The sequence below is a fragment of the Actinomadura sp. NPDC048394 genome, from assembly GCF_040651755.1.
Taxonomy (GTDB): Bacteria; Actinomycetota; Actinomycetes; order Streptosporangiales; family Streptosporangiaceae; genus Spirillospora; species Spirillospora montaniterrae.
Window position 1 is genome coordinate 89,360 of sequence record NZ_JBEZJL010000015.1, and the last position, 18,141, is coordinate 107,500.

The 18,141-nt window shown below is 72.9% G+C and carries 14 protein-coding genes; 3 read left to right on the top strand and 11 right to left on the bottom strand.

The window, feature by feature from the left end:
- Nucleotides 1–54: 54 nt before the first annotated feature.
- The 4 genes from AB0C78_RS13005 to AB0C78_RS13020 form a co-directional block, all read right to left on the bottom strand.
- Complete coding sequence (locus AB0C78_RS13005; protein WP_360746208.1) at nucleotides 55–1,941, bottom strand: ATP-binding protein; 1,887 nt, start codon at nucleotides 1,939–1,941, stop codon at nucleotides 55–57.
- Nucleotides 1,938–3,407, bottom strand: coding sequence for a hypothetical protein (locus AB0C78_RS13010; protein WP_360746211.1), 1,470 nt, complete (start codon nucleotides 3,405–3,407; stop codon nucleotides 1,938–1,940). The genes AB0C78_RS13005 and AB0C78_RS13010 overlap by 4 nt, the downstream gene beginning before the upstream one ends.
- Nucleotides 3,408–3,579: 172 nt before the next feature.
- The gene (locus tag AB0C78_RS13015; RefSeq protein ID WP_360746214.1) at nucleotides 3,580–5,622 is read right to left on the bottom strand and encodes a SpoIIE family protein phosphatase; all 2,043 of its coding nucleotides are present in this window, start codon (nucleotides 5,620–5,622) and stop codon (nucleotides 3,580–3,582) included.
- A 71-nt stretch (nucleotides 5,623–5,693) separates the two neighbouring features.
- Nucleotides 5,694–6,338, bottom strand: a complete 645-nt coding sequence (locus AB0C78_RS13020; protein ID WP_360746217.1) for a TetR/AcrR family transcriptional regulator — start codon at nucleotides 6,336–6,338, stop codon at nucleotides 5,694–5,696.
- 246 nt (nucleotides 6,339–6,584) lie between these two features.
- Between AB0C78_RS13020 and AB0C78_RS13025 the strand changes: the two genes are divergently transcribed.
- Complete coding sequence (locus AB0C78_RS13025; RefSeq protein WP_360746220.1) at nucleotides 6,585–8,195, top strand: GMC oxidoreductase; 1,611 nt, start codon at nucleotides 6,585–6,587, stop codon at nucleotides 8,193–8,195.
- 27 nt (nucleotides 8,196–8,222) lie between these two features.
- On the opposite strand, the gene AB0C78_RS13030 is transcribed toward AB0C78_RS13025, so the two are convergent.
- The 5 genes from AB0C78_RS13030 to AB0C78_RS13050 all read right to left on the bottom strand — a co-directional run bounded on the left by AB0C78_RS13030 (nucleotide 8,223) and on the right by AB0C78_RS13050 (nucleotide 12,386).
- Nucleotides 8,223–8,879 (bottom strand): GntR family transcriptional regulator, encoded by a 657-nt coding sequence (locus tag AB0C78_RS13030; protein WP_360746223.1) that lies wholly within the window; start codon nucleotides 8,877–8,879, stop codon nucleotides 8,223–8,225.
- 112 nt (nucleotides 8,880–8,991) lie between these two features.
- On the bottom strand, nucleotides 8,992–9,822 hold the full coding sequence (locus AB0C78_RS13035) for an ABC transporter ATP-binding protein (RefSeq protein ID WP_360746226.1): 831 nt from the start codon (nucleotides 9,820–9,822) through the stop codon (nucleotides 8,992–8,994).
- Nucleotide 9,823: 1 nt separating this feature from the next.
- On the bottom strand, nucleotides 9,824–10,606 hold the full coding sequence (locus AB0C78_RS13040) for an ABC transporter permease subunit (protein WP_360746229.1): 783 nt from the start codon (nucleotides 10,604–10,606) through the stop codon (nucleotides 9,824–9,826).
- Nucleotides 10,603–11,433 carry an ABC transporter permease subunit gene (locus AB0C78_RS13045; RefSeq protein WP_360746232.1) on the bottom strand — a complete coding sequence of 277 codons (831 nt, stop codon included), beginning with the start codon at nucleotides 11,431–11,433 and terminating at the stop codon, nucleotides 10,603–10,605. The genes AB0C78_RS13040 and AB0C78_RS13045 overlap by 4 nt, the downstream gene beginning before the upstream one ends.
- On the bottom strand, nucleotides 11,430–12,386 hold the full coding sequence (locus tag AB0C78_RS13050; protein WP_360746235.1) for an ABC transporter substrate-binding protein: 957 nt from the start codon (nucleotides 12,384–12,386) through the stop codon (nucleotides 11,430–11,432). Before AB0C78_RS13050 ends, AB0C78_RS13045 begins: the two co-directional genes overlap by 4 nt.
- A 310-nt stretch (nucleotides 12,387–12,696) precedes the next feature.
- Between AB0C78_RS13050 and AB0C78_RS13055 the strand changes: the two genes are divergently transcribed.
- Together AB0C78_RS13055 and AB0C78_RS13060 are read left to right on the top strand one after the other, a co-directional pair.
- The gene (locus AB0C78_RS13055; RefSeq protein WP_360746238.1) at nucleotides 12,697–14,514 is read left to right on the top strand and encodes a tannase/feruloyl esterase family alpha/beta hydrolase; all 1,818 of its coding nucleotides are present in this window, start codon (nucleotides 12,697–12,699) and stop codon (nucleotides 14,512–14,514) included.
- A 310-nt stretch (nucleotides 14,515–14,824) separates the two neighbouring features.
- Nucleotides 14,825–15,619 carry an SAM-dependent methyltransferase gene (locus tag AB0C78_RS13060; RefSeq protein ID WP_360746241.1) on the top strand — a complete coding sequence of 265 codons (795 nt, stop codon included), beginning with the start codon at nucleotides 14,825–14,827 and terminating at the stop codon, nucleotides 15,617–15,619.
- Nucleotides 15,620–15,623: 4 nt separating this feature from the next.
- Here the strand turns inward: AB0C78_RS13060 and speB are convergent, their stop codons facing one another.
- Both speB and AB0C78_RS13070 read right to left on the bottom strand, forming a co-directional pair.
- Entirely contained in the window at nucleotides 15,624–16,649 is a 1,026-nt protein-coding gene (gene speB, locus AB0C78_RS13065; RefSeq protein WP_360746244.1) for an agmatinase, read from the bottom strand.
- 26 nt (nucleotides 16,650–16,675) lie between these two features.
- Entirely contained in the window at nucleotides 16,676–18,106 is a 1,431-nt protein-coding gene (locus AB0C78_RS13070; protein ID WP_360746247.1) for a cytosine permease, read from the bottom strand.
- Nucleotides 18,107–18,141 lie beyond the last annotated feature (35 nt).

The window sequence follows — 18,141 nt, forward strand, 5'->3', positions numbered from 1 at the left end:
CCCGGCGCCCCCGCCCGGTCGGCCGCCCGGGCGGCCGCCCGGTCAGCCGACCGGTCAGCCGGCCGTGGACAGCTCGGCCATCCGGGCGAGGGCGCTCATCCAGAACCCCTGCCGCTCCGGGGTCTGCCCCACCAGGTAGGTGGCGCGGAGCTTCGGCGGCAGGTGCGGCAGCAGCCGCGCCACCACGTCGAGATGCCGCTCCAGCTGAGACACCTCCGCGTTGGAGAACACCTGGTGGACCAGGTCGGTGTCGTTGGTGCCCTCCTCGGACTCCTCCGCCGCGGCCGCCAGCCGCGCCTCCCACCCGGCGAGGTTCGCGGCGATCTCGGCGAGCCCGATGAGCGGCCGGTCGGCGAGGCGCGCCTCCAGCGCCGACAGCGGCACCGGCGCGTACTCGCCGTCGCCGAGGTACATCAGGGCCGGCTGCAGCGGCATCCCGACCTCGTGCAGCTTGATCAGCCGCTCCAGGGTGCGCTTCGTGACCCAGTCCCGGCCCTCGTCGTCGATGTCGTTCTTCCACCACTCCAGGACGGTCTCGGCGGTCGCGCCGTACGTCGAGATCAGCCACTCGTTGGCCGGGATGTCCTCGGGGCGCACCTCGTAGCTGATCGTGAAACGGCTGGCCTGCGCCACGTTGTTCGCGGCGACCAGCATCTTGCGGCCGAGGTGGTAGGGCGGGTTCTGCAGCGCCACCTGCGCCCGCAGGTTCGGGATCGGCCGCCCGGCGAGCGTCCACTCCTGGGTGATCTCCATCAGCCGGGCGAACGCCGCCTTGTCCTTCGGCCGGTTGTACTCGTCCCACACCAGCACCTTCGGCTCCGGGTCGAGCAGCGAGCGGGCGAGCATCGCCTCCAGCGCCCCGTCCGGGGTCGGCACGGGGACGCACAGGTCCTCGACGCTGGTCACCGGCAGGGAGAAGTAGACGGGGTCGCGGCCCGTCTCCTCCCGGGCGATCTGCTTGGTGATCTCCGTCTTGCCGCAGCCGGGCGGGCCCTGCAGCAGGACGGCCCAGCGGTGCGCCATCGCGGCGCGCAGGATCCGGCGGACGGGATCGGCGACCGTCGCCGGGTTCGCGGCGCCGACGTCCGCCGCGATGCCGGCGAGGATCTCCTCGGTGCGGTCGCGTCCCGGCCCGCCGTCCTTGCCCTCCTCGGCCAGCGCCAGCCGGCGGCCGTTCTGCAACGGCAGGCCCCAGGCCAGCGGGAACCCGGCGCGGGCGCAGTCGAGGACGTGCTGCAGCGTGCGCGGCGAGAGCAGCCGCCGCAGGTGCGGGCCGAGCGCGGCCCACCGCCGGAAGACGCCGCGCAGGTCCCAGTCGGGGAACCGCTCGGCCAGCGCCCGCCGCCACGCGGTGTCGTTCGCGGTGAGCCGGATGGTGACCATCCGGTCGAGGATCGCCGGGTCGGACCGGCGGACGCTCGTCTCGGCGAGCGACTCGTTGTCGGTGAGGAACACCCCGACGCAGCCGAGCGCGCGCAGGTCGTGCTCGCCGAGCGTCCAGTTGCAGGCGATCTGCATGAGCTGCGACTGGACCGTGCTCCCCGCCTGCAGCGAGTCGTCGATGAGCAGGACGAACCGCCCGCCCGGGACGAGCTGCCGCATGATGAGCTGGCGCAGCACCAGCTCACCGGCCCGCTCGTCGCGCACCGGCGCGTTCACCAGCAGGTCGTCCGGGGCGAGGTTGGCGGCGGGCAGGACCACCAGCGTGGTGCCGGGGAACCGCTCCGGGACGTACGACACGAACGTCGAGGTCTTGCCGATGCCGTGCTCGCCGAAGATCTGCCCGGTCTGGCCGGTCTCGATCATCGCGTCGATGAACGTCTCCAGCCCCGCGGCGGGGCCGTCCCCGGGCGGGTCGGGGTAGGTCGCGGTGGGCTTCCATCTCCGGTGCGCTCCGGGGGTCTGCGCGACGGGCACGGTCGGTTCCCTCTCCTCGGTCATCGTCCGGGCGCGACGCGGTGGCACGCCATCGGGGGGTGGTGCCGGTCCGGCCATTCGTCGCCGCCGTCGGTGATCAGCCAGATCCACCGGCCGGGGTCGGCGGGCGTGACGGGCGGCGCGTACCCGTCCGTCACCATGATGATCGCGTCGGGTTCCGCGTCGAGCGCCTTGCCGTCGATCTCGAGGCGCCCCTCGGCGTAGTCGACGACGTTCTGGAAGTCGGTGCCGCCGCCCCCGCGGACCCGTTCGCCGGGCACGAACGGGGTGACGACGCCGTCGAAGGCGAGCCAGTGGCTCTCGACGCCGTCGGTCTGCCCGACCAGCGTCGTCAGCCACTCCACCACCGAGTCGGGCATCGACCCGGACGTGTCGAACGCGATGAGCACGACCTTCTTCCGCTCGGGTCCGCGCCGCGCCAGCATCGGGTCGTGGCCGAGCGCCAGCAGCACCGCCCCGTGCTTCTTCGGGTAGACCAGCCGCTCGCTCTCGTCGAGCTTCGAGGCGAGCACGTCGGTCAGCCACCGCTGCCACCAGTCGACGCGGCGGGTCCTCGGCGTGGCGCCGCGCAGCTTGTCCAGGCCGAGCAGGCCCCACATCCGCTCCAGCCGCTCCCCGCCGTCGAGCGTGCGGTCGGCCAGGTCGAGCAGCTCCGACCGGGCGCGCGGCGCGCCCCGCAGCGCGGCCCGCATCACCTCGCCGAGCACCTCGCCGCCGAGCCGCTCCACGGTCTCCGGATCGAGCGGGACGCCGCCGGAGCCGTCGCCCGCCGGGCCCTCGCGCAGGTGCACGCAGTACGCCGTGACGGGCTCGTCGAGCGGGGACCTCATGCGGCGCAGCTCGCCGTAGACGGTGAGGTCCGTGCGGATGAACTCGTCGTACGGCAGCGGAGCCAAGCCCTGCCGCTCCAGGTCGTCGCGGTACCGCTGGTAGACCTGGTCCGGGTCGATGCCGACCGGTTCCCGCAGCCCCCGGACGGGCTCGCCGCCGTCCGGCGGCCGTACCGGGACCGTGGGGAGGGACGTCCGGTTCAGCCGGCGCAGGGCGACGTGGTTGATGGCCACCTCGGCGGCCAGCGCGAACACCGGATCGGTGCGCAGTTCCTCCTCCACGTGGAGGTGCCGGTGCATGAGGTGCCGGGCCTCGTGGAAGAGCACGAACTTGACGCCGTCCGGGTCCAAGTCGAGGAAGAAGGACGGGTTGTAGAGCAGGGCGCAGCCGCCGTCGCCGGTCGCCATGACGGCGGCCGTGGCGATCGCGCTGGTCGGTACGTGGTGGTGGCACTTGGCGTACAGCCAGGACGCCACCGCGCTCTCGCCGACCCCGAAGTCCAGCAGCGCGGACTCCTTGCGCCGCCGGGCCTCCTCGACCGCCTCCGGGTCGGCGTGCTCCTCGGCGAGCAGGCGGCGCAGGTCCGCGAGGCCGGGCCCGCCCGGCGGGCGGCTCCCCCATGATCGTTCCCCTGTCATCGCGAGGCACGATAGCGACCTGGTACGACAGAGCGGTATCGATCCGGCACGCACGGCGATCCGGGCACCCGCCCCCCGGAGCCCGTCCGGCCAGGTCGGCGGAGCGCGGTCAGGCTGCGCCGGAGCGCGGTCAGGCTGCGGTACAGCGCGGTCAGGCTGCGGCGGAGCGGGGTCAGGCGGGCGGGACGCGCAGGGCGATCATGGCGAGGTCGTCGATGCCGGCGGTCGGGAGGTGCGTGAGCAGCCCGTCGCAGAACGCCGAGAGGGGCCGGCGGGCGAACCGCCCGGCCTGCTCGCACAGCCGCTCCAGCCCCTTGTCCAGGTGCTCGCCGGGCTGCTCGACCAGGCCGTCGGTGTAGAGCAGGAGCGTGCAGCCGGGCGGCAGGGCGACCTGCGCGCTGTGGTACGGCTCGTCGAACAGCATCCCGAGGCCGAGGAGCGGGTTCGCGGCGTCCTCCAGCAGGCGGGCGGTACCGTCCGCGCCGACCAGCACCGGCGGCGGATGCCCCGCCACCGCGTAGTCGAGCCGCGGCCCGCCCGTACCGTCCTCGGCGACGCGGGCCAGGGCGCAGGTGGCCGAGCCGTCCGGGATCAGCGTCTCCATCGCGATGTTCAGCCGGCGCAGGATGTGCCCGGGGCTCTCCTGCCGGTCGACGATCAGGCTCCGCAGGATGTTCCGCAGCTGGCTCATCGCCACCGTGGCGGCGAGGTCGTGCCCGGTGGCGTCGCCGATGGCCAGCACGGCGGCGCCGTCCGGCAGCACGAACGAGTCGTACCAGTCGCCGCCCACCTCGGCGGTCGCGGGGCTGGCCCGGTACCGTGCGACGATCTCCAGGCCGGGCACCCCGGGCGGCTCGGCGAGCAGGCTGTGCTGCAGCGCCAGCGCCACCCGCTGCGTGCGGTGGTACTCGATCGCGCTGCTCAGCGCGTCGTGCGCGTGGTCGAACATCTGCCGCATCAGGTCGACGTCGTCGCGGCCCAGCGGCTCGCGCTCCCCGCAGACGGCGGCGGTCACCACGGCCGCCACGGTCCCGTCCACGGTCACCGGCATCACCACGACGCTGTTGGCGTCCGACGCGGCCAGCCACTGGGTCGTGCCCTCGGGCAGCATGTCCGCGGGCGGCGCGCCCGGCGGGAAGGTGTGGTGCAGCGGGCGGCCGCGCTGCACGGTCCGGGTGAACCCGCTGTCGGCCGGGTACCACTCGCGGCCGAACGGCGGCTGCCGGGGCAGGCCCGGCCGCGCGGCCGTCGCGACGCGCTCGGCGAGCAGCGGCGCGCCGTCCGGCCGGTCGACGAAGTCGGGCAGCAGGTGGACGCCGCAGCCGTCGGCGAGCGCCGGGACGAGCACGTCCGCGAGCGCGCCGAGCATCTCCCGCAGGCCGGTGCGCTCGGCGGTCGCGGCGGCGGCGCGGTCCAGCAGCCGCCTGCGGCGCTCGCGCCGCCACTGCTGCTCGATGTCGGTGCAGGTGCCCACCCACTCCACCACCACGCCGTTCTCGTACACCGGCGCGGCGTTCACCTGGAAGTGCCGGTAGCCTCCGGCGGCCATCTGGAGCCGGTACACGTACCGCCAGGGGCGGGCCAGCGCGAGCGCCCGCTCCCACGACCGCGCGGCGTCCTCGCGGTCCTCGGGGTGCAGCGCCTGCTGCCAGCCCTTGCCGCGGAAGCCCTCCCAGTCCTGGCCGGTCACCCGCTCCCAGCCGGGGCTCGGCTCGACGGGCTCGCCCGCCGGGTTCGTCACCCAGACGATCTCGGCGCTCACCCGGATGAGGCTCTGGAACCTGCGCAGGAGGCGGCGCTGCTCGTCGTCGGGGCCGCCGTCGCGGCGGGCCGCCTCGACCAGCCCGGTGACGTCCACGCCGACCGACAGCACGGCGGGCTCGTTCCCGGGCACGCGGGTCAGGCTGAAGGAGAAGAAGCGCTGCTCGTAGCCGGTGTCGGGGAAGAACAGGCTGACCGGGGCCTCGGTGAGGGTGACCGGCTCACCGCCGGCGAGGACGCGGTCGAGGAGGTCGAAGTAGCCGCGCTGCACGAGGTCGCGGAACGCGTGCCGGACGGGCTCGCCGAGCGGGCGCTCGCCGAAGGTCGCGCGGAAGGCGTGGTTGGTGTACGCAAGGCGCTGCTCCGGCCCGCGGATGACGGCGATGGTGACGGGCGCGGCGTCGAACGCCTCGGGCGCGAGCCCGCCGTCCCCGTCCTGCCGGTCATCGACCATGGCGTCTCCCCCAGTCGCCGCCCGGGTCGCTATCGGCTCCTCTTCACCTCAACATACATCGGGCCCCGTCCTCACCAGCGGCGCGGGCCCGCCGGGGGCGGTCGGTCCGCGTCCCCGGGGGCGCGCAGGCCGAGGGCGGGCGCGATCACGTGGTCGATGTAGCCGTGCAGGAAGCCGATGTCGACGTCCTCGTCGAGGACGGCCTCGCCGCCGAGAGTGCCCAGCAGCATGTACTTGACGTACGGGAGGGCCTTGCAGCCGGCGGGGACCTCGCCGCGGGCGACGCCGCGGGACAGGACGGTGTCGAGCGCGGCGAGCCCGGGTTCGACGATGGCCTGCCGGACGGCGTCCATCAGCCGGGGGTCGCGGTGGATGGCGTGGGCGACCGCCCGGTTCATGCCGCGGTCGAGGGCGGCCATCTGGTGGTACCGCTCGATGTAGGCCTTCAGGTCGCCGAGCAGGGTCCCGGTGTCGGCGGCGCCGATCTCCGGCGGGCCGAGGGAGCGCAGGGCCGCGATGACGAGTTCGGGCTTGCCGCCCCACTGCCGGTAGATGGTGGCCTTGCTCATGCGGGCGCGCGCGGCGACGTCCTCCACGCTCAGGGCGTCGTAGCCGACCTCGCGGAGCCGGTCGAGGACGAGCGCGTACAGCTCGGCGGCGCGGTCGGGCGAGATGCGGCTGCGCCTGCGGGCCGCGGGTCTTGTCTCCGAACCCACATTTCCTCCCGGGAATCGCTCAGTTCGGTGAGTGACCGCGGCGCCGCCGTGTCCCTACAGTGGGCCCACCTTAAAGAAACGCCGCCGTTTCGCTAAGGATGGCGTGACCGCTCCCCCTCCCGGCGCCGTGACGAGGCGTGCGTCGCGCCGCCCGGTGCCCTGGCCGCGAGTGAGCGTACGTCACGGCGGCCCGCGGGCGAAGCCGCCCGCGCCGGGGCGCGCGCAGACCACCCCGATGGAGGAGCCATGTCCGAGATCAGCCGCCGATCCCTGCTCGCCGGCGCCGCGGCCGCCGCGGGGCTGGCCGTCGCCGGCACCGCGCCGCGGGCCCGGGCCGCCACGCCCGCGCGCGCGCCCGCCCGCGTGCCGGCGCGGGTGCCGGTCACGCGTTCGGAGGAGCGCGCCGTCATCATCGGGTCCGGCTTCGGCGGGGGCGTCGCGGCCCTGCGGTTCGCCCAGGCGGGCGTGCAATGCCTCGTCCTGGAGCGCGGCGTCTGGTGGCCCACCGGCCCGGACGCCGAGACGTTCCCGCACGCCGCGTCCCCGGACAAGCGGATGTTCTGGCTGGGCTCCACGCCGACGATCTTCGGCATCCCGGCGGACCCGTTCGAGCACTACACCGGGCTCCTGGAGCAGGTGCCCGGCAACGGCATGGACATGATCGTCGCCGCGGGCGTCGGCGGCGGGTCGCTGGTCTACCAGGGCATGACGCTCCAGCCCAGCGAGAGCGTGTTCAACGCGAACCTGCCCGAGCGGCTCGACTACGCGCGGATGGCCTCGGTGTACTACCCGCGCGTCGCGCGGATGCTGCAGATCGAGACCGCGCCGGACGAGCTGATCGACAGCTCGACGTACAAGCCCGCGCGGGTCTTCGCCGCGAACGTCCGGAAGGCCGGCTACGACGTCACCAAGATCCCGATGCCGATCGACTGGACGTACGCGCTGCGCGAGCTGAAGGGCGAGATGAAGCCGTCCTACACCAACGGCGACTGCGCGCTCGGGGTGAACAACGGCGGGAAGCACTCGGTCGACGTCACCTACATCGCGTCCGCCCAGGCCACCGGGCGGGTGACCGTCGCGACGCAGCACAACGTCACCGACGTCGCGCTCGCCGCGGACGGCCGCTGGCAGGTCTCCGTGGACCGCATCGCCACCGACGGGACCGTGCTGGAGAAGAAGATCATCACCACGAAGGCGCTCGTCATGGCGGCCGGCACCGCGGGCACCACGAAGCTGCTGATGCGCGCGGCGGCGAAGGGCCAGATCCCGGACATGCCCGACGGCCTCGGCGCCGGCTGGGGCTCCAACGGCGACCGCATCTACCTCTGGACGGACCTCGCCGACGACTTCGGCGCGCCGCAGGGCGGGCCGGTCGTCTACGGCAGCTTCGAGTGGGACGACCCGGCCCTGGCCAACACGATCATCCAGGCGTCGCTGCCGCCGATCGGCGGCGACATCCGGTCCACGATGATGGTCGGCTACGGGGTGAGCAAGGGCCGGGGCCGGTTCGTCTACGACTCCGCGAAGGACGACGCCGTCCTGCAGTGGCCCAAGGGCGCCGACGACACCCTCTACAAGCGCATCAACGAGCGCGCCACCAAGATCGCCGGCCAGGGGTCGGTGCTCACCGACACGACCGCCGTCTACCCGTCCACCTGGCATCCGCTGGGCGGCGCCTCGATGGGGACGGTCTGCGACCTCGCCGGGCGGGTGCAGGGCCACCGCGGCCTGTACGTGCTGGACGGCGCGCTGCTGCCCGGCACCGCCGCCGCGTGCAACCCGTCGATGACGATCGCGGCGGTGGCGGAGCGGGCCGCCGACCAGCTCGTCGCCGAGGACGTGGGCACGGTGTTCTGAAACCGGCCCGGGGCGGGGCGGGCGGCGTCAGATCGCCTTGAGGGCGTCGATGACGCTGCGGAGGTGGCGGCGGGCGGCCCGCTCCGCGGCGTCGGGGGCGCGGGCGCAGATCTCGTCGATGATCGCCAGGTGCTCGGCGACGGACACGTTCGGCCGGCCCGGGACGAGCGCCAGCTGGAACTGGTGCCGGACGTTCTGCGCCCGCAGCCGCCGCAGCACACCGGCGGCAGTGCGCTGGCCGCTGATCTCGACGATCCGCGAGTGCAGCGCCTTGTTCAGCTCGGAGTACTCCAGCACGTGCCCCTGGGCGACCGCGGTGCGCATGGCGTCGCCGAGCGCGCGCAGCTCGGCGATCTCGGCGTCGGTGACGCGCTCGGCGGCCTTGGCGGCGCACAGCCCCTCGACCACCATGCGGATCTCGGAGATCTCGATCGCCTCGGCCACGGTCACGGCGCGGACGCGGGCGCCGCGGTTCTGCACGCGCTCGACGAGGCCCTCGGTGGTGAGCTCGAACAGCGCGGCGCGCACGCTGCTGCGCCCCACGCCGAACATGTCCGACAGATCCGACTCGACCAGGCGCTGGTTGGGCGCGAAGTCGCCCCGGACGATCGCCTCGCGGATCGCGGCGGCGACGTCCGGGCGGCCCGCCCCGGGGGCGTCCGTGGTCTGCTCGTGCGCTGGCATGCTTCCTCACTCGCGGGCCTTCACCGGGCACGCGACCATCGCGGCGCCGCGTGGATCGCCGAGGGATCCGCTGATCGATTCTAGGGCGCCCGGCCTCTCGTCCCTCCGGGCCTCACCCGGCGGGCCGGTGGCCGTCCTTCGCCCGCTGGACGAGCTTGTAGATGCGGGTCCGCAGCTCGGCGAAGCGGGGCTCGGCGCGGGTGGTCAGCTGGTCGCGCTCGTCCGGCAGGTCGATCGGGACCTCCTCCAGGACGACCGTCGGCGAGTTCGACAGCACGATGACCCGCTGCCCCAGGTACACCGACTCGTCGATGTCGTGGGTGACGAACAGGACGGTGACGCCGAGCCGCTTCCACAGCGAGCGGACGAGGTCCTCCAGGTCGGCGCGGGTCTGCGCGTCCACGGCGGCGAACGGCTCGTCCATCAGCAGGATGTGCGGCTCGTAGGCGACCGCGCGGGCGATCGCGACCCGCTGCTGCATGCCGCCCGACAGCTGCCACGGGTGCGCGTCGTGGACCTTCGCCAGGCCGACGGCCTCCAGCGCCTCGTCCACGAGCCGCCGCCGCTCCGCCTTCGGGACCCGCTTCTCCTTCAGCGGCCGCTCGACGTTCTGCCGCACGGTCATCCAGGGGAACAGGCTGCGGCCGTACTCCTGGAAGACCACGGCCATGCCGCGGGGCGGGCCCGTCACCTTCTCCCCTTCGAGCACCACCTCTCCGGACGTGCAGCCCAGCAGGCCCGCGACGCAGCGCAGCAGGGTCGTCTTGCCCGCGCCCGACGGCCCGACGATGCAGACGAGCTCGCCCGCCTCGACGGCGAAGGTCAGGTCCCGGACGGCTTCGACGGAGCGGCCCCGGCCCTGGTAGACCTTCCTCAGCCCGCGGACGTCCAGCAGCGCGGTCGACGTCCCGGCGGTTCCGGCGCCGGTCGGTGCAGTGGTCATCTCAGCCCTCTCGCTGTGCCCGGCGCAGGCCGGTGTACCAGCGCAGCACCCGGGTCTCCACGACGTGGAAGGCGGCCGACAGGGCGATGCCGATCAGGCCGAGCAGGATGATCCCGCTCCACATCTGCGGGATCGAGAAGCCGCGCTGGAACTGGATGATGGTGAAGCCGACCCCGTTGCTCGCGGCGAACATCTCGCTGATCACCATCAGGATGATCCCGATGGACAGCGCCTGCCGCGCCCCGGCGGTGATCTGCGGGCTCGCCCCGCGCAGCACCAGGTGGACGAGCCGCGAGTGCGAGCGCATCCGGTAGCAGCGCGCGGTGTCGCGCAGTACCTCGTCGAGCGCGCGCACGCCCTCGACCGTGTTCAGCAGGACGGGCCACACGCACCCGGAGACGATGACGAGGATCTTCATCCCGTTCCCGATGCCGGCGAACAGCATCAGGATCGGCACGAGCACCGGCGACGGGATCGCCCGGAAGAACTCCAGGACGGGTTCCAGCAGGGCGCGCAGCACCCGGGCCGAGCCGATCGCGACGCCGAGGCCGGCGCCGAGCGCCAGCGCGAGCAGGTAGCCCGCGGCCAGCCGGCCGAGGCTCGGCAGGACGTCGCTGGCGATCCGGCCGTGGAACCACGTGTCGTCGAACGTGCCGAGGATCGTGCTGAGCGGCGGCCAGAAGAAGTCGGTGCTGCCCGCCGTCGCGATCCACCAGGCCGCGACGAGCACGACCGGCATCCCGAGCAGCAGCAGCGCCCGCCGCAGCGCGGCGAGGACCGTCACGAGACCACCTCCCGCCGGACGGACGGATGCCAGCGCAGCACGCGCCGCTCGACCGCCCGCACGATCACGTTGACGACGACCCCGATCAGGCCGACCACGATCACCAGGGCGTACATGGACGCGACGGCGCCGGAGCTCTGCGCCACCGCGATCCGCTTGCCGAGGCCCGGCGACCCGATGACCAGCTCGCCGGTGATCTCCAGGATCAGCGCGACCGCCGCGGCCAGCCGGAACCCCGTCATCACGTACGGCAGCGCGGTCGGCCACAGGACCGTCCGCACCTGCGTCAGCGCGCGGAAGCGGTAGGAGCGGGCCGTCTCGCGAGCGACCGGGTCCACGTCCCGCACCCCGTACAGGACCTGCACCAGCACCTGCCAGAAGGAGGCGTAGACGACCAGCAGCAGCGTGGCGCGCATCGTCGTCCCGTACAGCAGGACGGCCAGCGGGATCAGCGCCACCGACGGGATCGGGCGCAGGAACTCGATCGTCGAGGCCATCGCCGCCCGCACCGGCGGCAGGCCGCCGATCACGACGCCGAGCACGACGCCGGCGGCGGTCGCGACGGCGAGGCCGATCGCCCAGCCGCGCAGCGTCTCCAGCAGGGCCCGCCAGAACGCGCCCGTCCCGGCCTCGTCGGCCAGCGCGGACACCATGTCGCTGAACGGCGGCAGGAACCGCTCCTTCACCAGGCCCGCACGGGGCACGGCCTCGGCCAGCGCCATCAGCCCGGCGAGGCCGGCCAGGCCGAGGAGCCAGCCGGGCGCGGTGCGGTGACGGCGTCCGCCCCGGCCGTCCCCCACGGCGTCCGCCGTCACCGCGGCCGTCACGGCAGGAGCTCCTTGGCGTCCGGGGCCTTCTTGATCAGCCCGTCCTGGACGGCGAGGCTCTCCAGCGTCTGCAGGCCCGCGCCGTTGACCTGCGTCGGGAACTTCGGCAGCGTCAGCGCGGCCGCCACCGACGGGTCGATCTTGGTGTAGGTGCCGAGGACCTTGCGCACCGCGTCGGGGTGCTGGTCGGCGTACTGCAGCGACTTCTGCATCGCGGCGGCGAACCGCTTCACCAGGTCGGGCTTGGACGCGGCGGTCTTCTGCGAGGTGAAGTACGCGGCGATGGTGAGGTCCGGGGCGGTGTCGACGTAGTTGGACGCGACGAGCCGCCCGCCGTTCTTCAGCGCGGTCGTGAGGAACGGCTCGACGACCTGGACGGCGTCGACGTTGCCCTTGTCGAGGGCGGCGAGCATGTCGGGGAAGGCCAGCTCGGTGAACTTGACGTTCTTCGCGTCGCCGCCGGCCTTGCGGATCGAGGCCCGCACGGTCGTGTCGTTGATGTTGTTCAGCGTGTTGACCGCGACGCGCTTGCCGGCGAGGTCCTTGGCCGTCCTGATCGGGCTGCCGGACTTGACGACGACGCCGCCGAAGTCCTTCTTGTCGACGCCGGTCGAGGCGTTGCCGGGCGCGACGACCTTGAGCGGCAGCCCCTTGGAGCGGGCGAGCACCAGCGAGGTGTAGTTGCTGAACCCGAAGTCGACCTGGCCGCTGACGACGGCGGGCACGATCGCCGCGCCGCCCTGGGCCGTCTCGAACTGGAGCTTCAGCTTCTGCTCGGCGAAGAAGCCCTGCTGATCGCCGAGGTAGATGGGCGCCACGTCGACGATCGGGATCACGCTCACCTTCACCGTGGCGGGGCCCTTGTCGGAGGCGTTGGAGGAACCGCCGCCCCCGCCGCACGCTGCGAGGAGGAGTACGGAGGTGGCGGCCAGAGCCGCCCGGATTCGTTTCACGGTGCTTCTCCTGGGCGTCGGTCGGGTGGGGTCCCTCTGGCGTGACGGCGATGCTAAGGATCCATGGACAAGATTGTCAACGATTTGGAAACCAAAGTTGGACGATCCAGGCGCAGGCAACAGGGCCCGAGCTTGCCTCTCAGGGGTGGACTACTCGGAGGATGCGCTCCCTGCAGCGGGATGTCCAGATCCTGTGTGCCAGATTGCTTGTTGGATTGTCGCCATTTTTGTAGCATCCGCATGCGGTTCACCCGGCCGCGGTCGGCGGCCCGGCGGCAGCGGGCCCGCCCAGCCGAGGAGGCGGTACTCCATGCATGGGTTCTTCACTCGGGGCACGGTGGTCGGAGCGGGCGTCCTGAGACGCGCGCGCGGCCGGATCGGGACGTTCGCCGGCGCGCTCGTCGCGGCGCTGCTCGTCGCGGCCCTGGTATCGGCGGCGGGGACCGGCGACGCGTCGGCGCAGCCCCGGACCCCGCGGATCACGGCGGACGGGCTCGCGGACCTCCCCGCGCTCCAGCCGGTGATGGACTGCGCCGACCTGGCGGGCCTCCGCCTCGACGGCGCGACCGACGCACCGGTCACCATCACGTCCGCGACCGTCTCGACGGCCGGCGCGCCCGCGCCGTACTGCGACGTGCGGGGCACCATCGCCCCAGCCGACACCATCGTGATGCGGCTGCCCGTCAACGGCTGGACGCAGCGGTACCTGCAGACCGGCTGCGGCGGTGAGTGCGGCAGCTCCACCATCAACTACACGCAGGCGTCGACGTGCGCGCCCGTGCAGGACGGCACCATCGCCAGCGCGACGACCGACATGGGCCACCAGGGCTCGCCGGACGGGTCGTGGGCGGCGGACGATCCGCAGGCGCAGATCGACTTCGCCTACCGGGGCGTCCACGTGACGTCGCAGGCGGCCAAGGCGCTCATCAAGCGGTTCTACGGCCGCTCCCCCGCCTACTCCTACTTCGACGGCTGCTCGGACGGGGGCCGCGAGGGCCTGATGGAGGCCCAGCGGTACCCGGGCGACTTCGACGGCATCGCCGCCGGCGCGCCCGCGAACGACATGGTCGTGCAGAACACCTTCCACCACGCCTGGAACGTCCTGACGAACCTGGACTCCGACGGCCGCTACATCCTGCTCGCCGGCAAGCTCCCGCTGATCCATCAGGCGGTGCTGAAGGCCTGCGACGGGCTCGACGGGCTGAAGGACGGTCTGATCGGCGACCCGCGGAGCTGCGGCTTCGACCCGGCGACGATCGTGTGCGCGTCCGGCCAGGACCCGTCGACGTGCCTGACCAGCGCGGAGGCCGGCGTGGTGCGGCGGCTGCACGACGGCGCGGTCGACGACCAGGGCCGCCGGCTGGAGCCGGCGATCTCCCACGAGTGGGGCTCCGAGCTCGAATGGACGCTGTTCGTCCCGGCCAAGCAGGGGCAGACGGTCGGCAGCCAGAACTTCGTGGAGTCGTTCGCCCGCTACCTCGGCTACACCAACCAGGTGAGGCCCGATTGGAAGCTGTCGGATCTGAAGTTCACGGTCGAATCGTTCTGGAAGACGGTGCAGTCGTCGTCGTACCTCTCCGCGATGGACCCCGACCTCGGCCGGTTCCAGCGCGGCGGCGGCAAGCTGCTGCTCTGGCACGGCTGGAGCGACCAGCACATCTCGCCGCAGAGCACGCTCGCCTACTACGACGCCATGCAGAAGAGCATGGGCCGCAAGGCGGTCGACGATTTCGCGAGGCTCTACCTGTTCCCGGGCGTCGCGCACTGCGGCGGCGGCGAGGGCCCCGACACCTTCGACGTCCTCACCCCGGTGATGGCGTGGACGGAGAGCGGCCGGCGGCCCGGCACGATCGTCGCGTCGAAGATCGCGGACGGGACGGTCGCCCGCACCCGGCCCGTCTACCCGTACCCGCAGGTCGCCCGCTACGACGGCACGGGCAGCATCGACGACGCGTCGAACTTCACCGCGAGCACGCCCCGCCACGAGCCGAGCACCGGGTACCACTGGCTCGGCGAGCGCCTCTACTCCGGCGATTACCAGACGTGGTGCACGGCGGACGGAACGCGGCTCGTCTGCCGCCCGTCGCAGACCTGGCTGACCCGCAAGTCGGGCGCCATTTCGTCATGAGCCAAGCCGAATACGGCGAGTTCCCCTTCCCGGGACGGTCCGCGTTCAAGCGGTCATCCGAAACCGGGACCCGAGGTTCGCCCTTTATGGGGCCGATCGGGGCCGCGGAACTGTCCGGCCGGCGTCCCTAATTCGCACCGCCCGCGCGCCTGTTCTGCGGGGACAATTCCCCGGACCAATGCGGCAGGCGCGCGGGCGGGCCTGCGGGCGGGGCCGCCCGGCGGCGCGTGACAACTGCGCGCCCGTGCGGCCGAAGATCGGGCTGCTACTTTGTCCCTGAAGGGGCGAACCGCGAATTGGGGAGTATGCCGTGACCGAGGAGCCGGGCAGCATCATCGACACGTCCGTACCGCATTCCGCGCGTATCTGGAACTACTGGCTCGGAGGCAAGGACAACTATCCCGTCGACCGCGCGGCCGGCGACCAGTATCTGCAGGTGTACCCGGGAATCGTGGACATCGCCCGGGCGGGCCGCAACTTCCTCGCCCGCGCCGTCCGCTACCTGGCGGGCGAGCAGGGGATCCGGCAGTTCCTCGACGTCGGCACGGGGCTGCCGACCGTCGACAACACCCACGAGGTGGCGCAGCGGGTCGCGCCGGAGTCGCACATCGTCTACGTCGACAACGACCCGCTGGTCCTGTCGCACGCGCACGCCCTGCTCACCAGCCGCCCGGAGGGCGAGACGAGCTACATCCAGGCCGACATGCTCCAGCCGGAGCAGGTGCTGAGCGCGGCGCGCGAGAAGCTCGACTTCGACCGGCCCATCGCGGTGATGCTCATGGGCGTGCTCGGCCATGTCGACTCCTACGACGACGTCCTGACCATCATCCGCACGCTGACCGGCGGCCTCTGCCCTGGCAGCTACCTCGCCCTCTACGACGACACCGACACCGACGAGGCGCACAACGAGGCGCAGCAGCAGTACGACGACACCGGCGCCGTCCCCTACCGGCTCCGCCCGCCCGGGCAGATCATCGGCTACTTCGACGGACTGGAGCTGGTCGAGCCGGGCGTGGTGGCGTGCGAGGACTGGCGTCCCGAGCCCAACCCGTTCAACGACGCGCCGAAGACGTCCACCCTCTGCGGCGTCGCCCGCAAGCCGTGATCCCCTAGCGGCCGTCGAGGAGCGGTTGGCGCGGGTCCCACGTGGTGCCGTCGCGGTCGTCGCGGCGGCGCCGTGCGATGCCCGACAGGACCTCCAGGACGACGCGGTTCGCCAGCGCCGAGGTGATCTCGGCGTGGTCGTAGGGCGGTGACACCTCGACCACGTCGACGCCGGCGACCGGCAGCTCGTAGGCGATCCGGCGCACCGCGTCGAGCAGCTGGCGGGCGGTGAGGCCGCCCGGCTCGGGGGTGCCGGTGCCGGGGGCGTGGCCGGGGTCGCACACGTCGATGTCGACGGACAGGAACACCCCGTCGCACTCGTCGGTGGCGATCGCGAACGCCTCGGTCAGGCACTCCTCCAGCCCGCGCGCGACGATCTCGGTCATCTCGTAGGAGCGCATGCCCTGCTCGGCCATCCAGGCGAGCGTCTCGGGGCCCGGCCAGTAGCCGCGCAGGCCGAGCTGCAGGAACCGGTCGCCGCGGACGGCCCCGGACTCCAGCAGCCGGCGCATCGGGGTGCCGTGCCCGACGAGCGAGCCGAACTCGATGTCGCCGGTGTCGGCGTGCGCGTCGAAGTGGATCATCGAGACGCGGCCCTGGCCGAGGTGCTGGGCCACCCCGGCCGCGTCGGGCCACGCGATGGTGTGGTCGCCGCCGAGGATCAGCGGGATCGCGCCGTTGCTCGCGATCGCGTGCACCGCTTCCTGGAGGTCGCGGACGGAGCGCTCGGCGTCTCCGGAGTACATCTCGACGTCGCCGGCGTCGTGCACGGTCAGGTCGCCCTGGAGCCCGTCCACGCGCAGCGCCAGCGACGGCCGCGACCCGTCCTGCGGCAGGTAGCAGGTCTGCCGGATGTACTGCGGGCCGAACCGGGTGCCGGGCCGGTGGGACGTCCCGCCGTCGAACGGGGCGCCGAGGATGACCACGTCGGCGTCGGCGTAGGTCGCGGGGTCCGACCAGGTGCAGCGCGGCACTCCGAGGAAGGTGATGTCGGGGCCGTACTGCGGTCCGTACCGCTGCGACGTGGTCATTCGGCGTCCTCCGGTTTCGTGGGGTGTCAGGCGGCGGCGCGGCGGCCGCGCATCAGCGCGGCGTAGACGGCCGCCGAGATCAGGATGCCCGAGGGCAGGGAGAGGTCGACACCGTCGGCCGCCTTGGCGAGCTCGCCGGTGTAGAGGGTCGTGTTCAGGCACTGGGAGGCGACGGCGGCGCCGGCGAGCAGCGCTACCGCCCCGGCCCGGTTGACGCCGCCGCGGTACCAGAACGGCGCGTCGCGGGACTCGTCGCTCAGGGCCCGGCCGTCGTAGCGGTTGCGGCGCAGCAGGATGTCGGCCGCGTAGATGGCCATGGCGGGGCCGAGCAGCGCGACCATCAGCTGGAGCATGTTGTTGACGGTGTCGAGGAAGTTGGAGACGAGCAGCGCGTACAGGGTGAGCGCGACGCCGAGGGTGCCGTCGAGGGCGACGCTGCGCGAGCGGCGGAGGCGGACGCCGACGGCCTGGAGGGCGAGGCCGGAGCTGTAGGCGGTCATGGCGTTGTTGGCGATGGTGCCGAGCACCACCGACAGCAGGAACACCGGCGTGAACCAGGACGGCAGGATCGTCGCGAGCGCGGTCTGCGGGTCGGACATGTCGAGGACGGTCCCGGCGAGGGCGCCGAGCGCGGTGAACACGACGCTGGGGATGAACGCGCCGAGCGCGGTCCATCCGGCGATGGCCTTCGGCGAGGCGCCGGACGGCAGGTAGCGGGAGAAGTCGGCGCTGTTGGTGTAGGAGAGCGGGCCGGACGCGACGAGGGCGAGGCCCGCGGACAGGGCGGCCCAGAGCGCGGCCCCGTGCAGAGCGTGCTGCGGCCGGTAGTCCCACTGCGCGTGCGTGGCGACGTACCCGGACAGGACGACGAACGCCACGGTGAGCACGCAGGTCAGCGGCCCGTACAGCTTCACGATGGTGGCGTGCCCGTAGACGCTGATGGCGAGCGTCGCGGCGGCGATCGCGACGATCGTGACGACCTTGACGGGCGTGCCCGGATGGACGCCGATCTCCTCCAGCAGCCCGAACGCGGCGAGCGAGGCCGCCGCCCAGTTGAGCGCGAGGTAGCAGACGGAGACGAACCAGCCGTTCACCGCGATGTTCACCCGGTTCCCGCGGATCCCGTACATCGCCCTCATGATCACTTCGCTGGGCGCGCCGGCCGCGGGGCCGCTGACCGCGAGCAGCCCGACGAGGATCCAGAACAGGTTCCCGAGCACGGTGAGGACGAGCGCCTGCACGAGGTCCAGGCCCATGAGGACGAGGGCGCCGCCGATGACGAGGGCGAGGTAGCTGACGTTCGGCGCCGCCCAGACGGCGAACAGCTCGCGCGGCCGGCCGTGCCGTTCGGTCTCGGGGATGAAGTCGATGCCGCGCGCCTCGACGCGGCCGGCCCGGTCGGCGGCGTGCGGGGGCGCGGGGGCCTGCCCCTGGGGGTCTGGAATCGTGGACGCCATGCGTGTCCTCCGGAGGGTGGAGCACCGGAACCTTG

What these genes read in the sequence shown, in the direction of transcription:
- AB0C78_RS13005 (WP_360746208.1), bottom strand. Translation starts at nt 1,941, where the DNA reads ATGACCGAGGAGAGGGAACCGACCGTGCCCGTCGCGCAGACCCCCGGA.
- AB0C78_RS13010 (WP_360746211.1), bottom strand. Translation starts at nt 3,407, where the DNA reads ATGACAGGGGAACGATCATGGGGGAGCCGCCCGCCGGGCGGGCCCGGC.
- AB0C78_RS13015 (WP_360746214.1), bottom strand. Translation starts at nt 5,622, where the DNA reads ATGGTCGATGACCGGCAGGACGGGGACGGCGGGCTCGCGCCCGAGGCG.
- AB0C78_RS13025 (WP_360746220.1), top strand. Translation starts at nt 6,585, where the DNA reads ATGTCCGAGATCAGCCGCCGATCCCTGCTCGCCGGCGCCGCGGCCGCC.
- AB0C78_RS13030 (WP_360746223.1), bottom strand. Translation starts at nt 8,879, where the DNA reads ATGCCAGCGCACGAGCAGACCACGGACGCCCCCGGGGCGGGCCGCCCG.
- AB0C78_RS13035 (WP_360746226.1), bottom strand. Translation starts at nt 9,822, where the DNA reads ATGACCACTGCACCGACCGGCGCCGGAACCGCCGGGACGTCGACCGCG.
- AB0C78_RS13055 (WP_360746238.1), top strand. Translation starts at nt 12,697, where the DNA reads ATGCATGGGTTCTTCACTCGGGGCACGGTGGTCGGAGCGGGCGTCCTG.
- speB (WP_360746244.1), bottom strand. Translation starts at nt 16,649, where the DNA reads ATGACCACGTCGCAGCGGTACGGACCGCAGTACGGCCCCGACATCACC.
- AB0C78_RS13070 (WP_360746247.1), bottom strand. Translation starts at nt 18,106, where the DNA reads ATGGCGTCCACGATTCCAGACCCCCAGGGGCAGGCCCCCGCGCCCCCG.